This is a genomic window from Telluria sp. GW821-FHT07G12, from assembly GCF_059418525.1.
Genome location: NZ_JBWKQA010000021.1, coordinates 1 through 1191, shown reverse-complemented (window position 1 = coordinate 1191; position 1191 = coordinate 1). Strand labels below are relative to the sequence as shown.

At 52.0% G+C, this 1191-nt stretch carries 1 rRNA gene; it reads right to left on the bottom strand.

What is annotated here, in order from left to right:
- Nucleotides 1-15 precede the first annotated feature (15 nt).
- Nucleotides 16-1191, bottom strand: a 23S ribosomal RNA gene (locus tag AC07PE_RS27080); the annotation flags it as partial.

Below are 1191 nucleotides of genomic sequence, written 5' to 3'. Positions count from 1 at the left end.
GACTGCCAAGGTTATAGGGACAAGCCGTACGGGCAATTAGTACTGGTTAGCTTAATGCATTACTGCACTTCCACACCCAGCCTATCAACGTCCTGGTCTCGAACGACCCTTCAAGGAGCTCAAGGCTCCGGGAAATCTCATCTCAAGGCGAGTTTCCCGCTTAGATGCTTTCAGCGGTTATCTCTTCCGAACTTAGCTACCCGGCAATGCCACTGGCGTGACAACCGGTACACCAGAGGTTCGTCCACTCCGGTCCTCTCGTACTAGGAGCAGCCCCCTTCAAATTTCCAACGCCCACGGCAGATAGGGACCAAACTGTCTCACGACGTTTTAAACCCAGCTCACGTACCACTTTAAATGGCGAACAGCCATACCCTTGGGACCGGCTACAGCCCCAGGATGTGATGAGCCGACATCGAGGTGCCAAACTCCCCCGTCGATATGAACTCTTGGGAGGAATCAGCCTGTTATCCCCAGAGTACCTTTTATCCGTTGAGCGATGGCCCTTCCATACAGAACCACCGGATCACTATGTCCTACTTTCGTACCTGCTCGACTTGTCGGTCTCGCAGTTAAGCACGCTTATGCCATTGCACTATTAGCACGATGTCCGACCGTACCTAGCGTACCTTCGAACTCCTCCGTTACACTTTAGGAGGAGACCGCCCCAGTCAAACTGCCTACCATGCACTGTCCCCGACCCGGATAACGGGCCAAGGTTAGAACCTCAAATGAACCAGGGTGGTATTTCAAGGATGGCTCCACGAGAACTGGCGTCCCCGCTTCAAAGCCTCCCACCTATCCTACACAGATTGATTCAAAGTCCAATGCAAAGCTACAGTAAAGGTTCATGGGGTCTTTCCGTCTAGCCGCGGGTAGATTGCATCATCACAAACATTTCAACTTCGCTGAGTCTCGGGAGGAGACAGTGTGGCCATCGTTACGCCATTCGTGCAGGTCGGAACTTACCCGACAAGGAATTTCGCTACCTTAGGACCGTTATAGTTACGGCCGCCGTTTACTGGGACTTCAATCAAGAGCTTGCACCCCATCATTTAATCTTCCAGCACCGGGCAGGCGTCACACCCTATACGTCCACTTTCGTGTTTGCAGAGTGCTGTGTTTTTATTAAACAGTCGCAGCCACCAGTTTATTGCAACCCTTTCACCCTCATGGAGTAAACCAATCAAG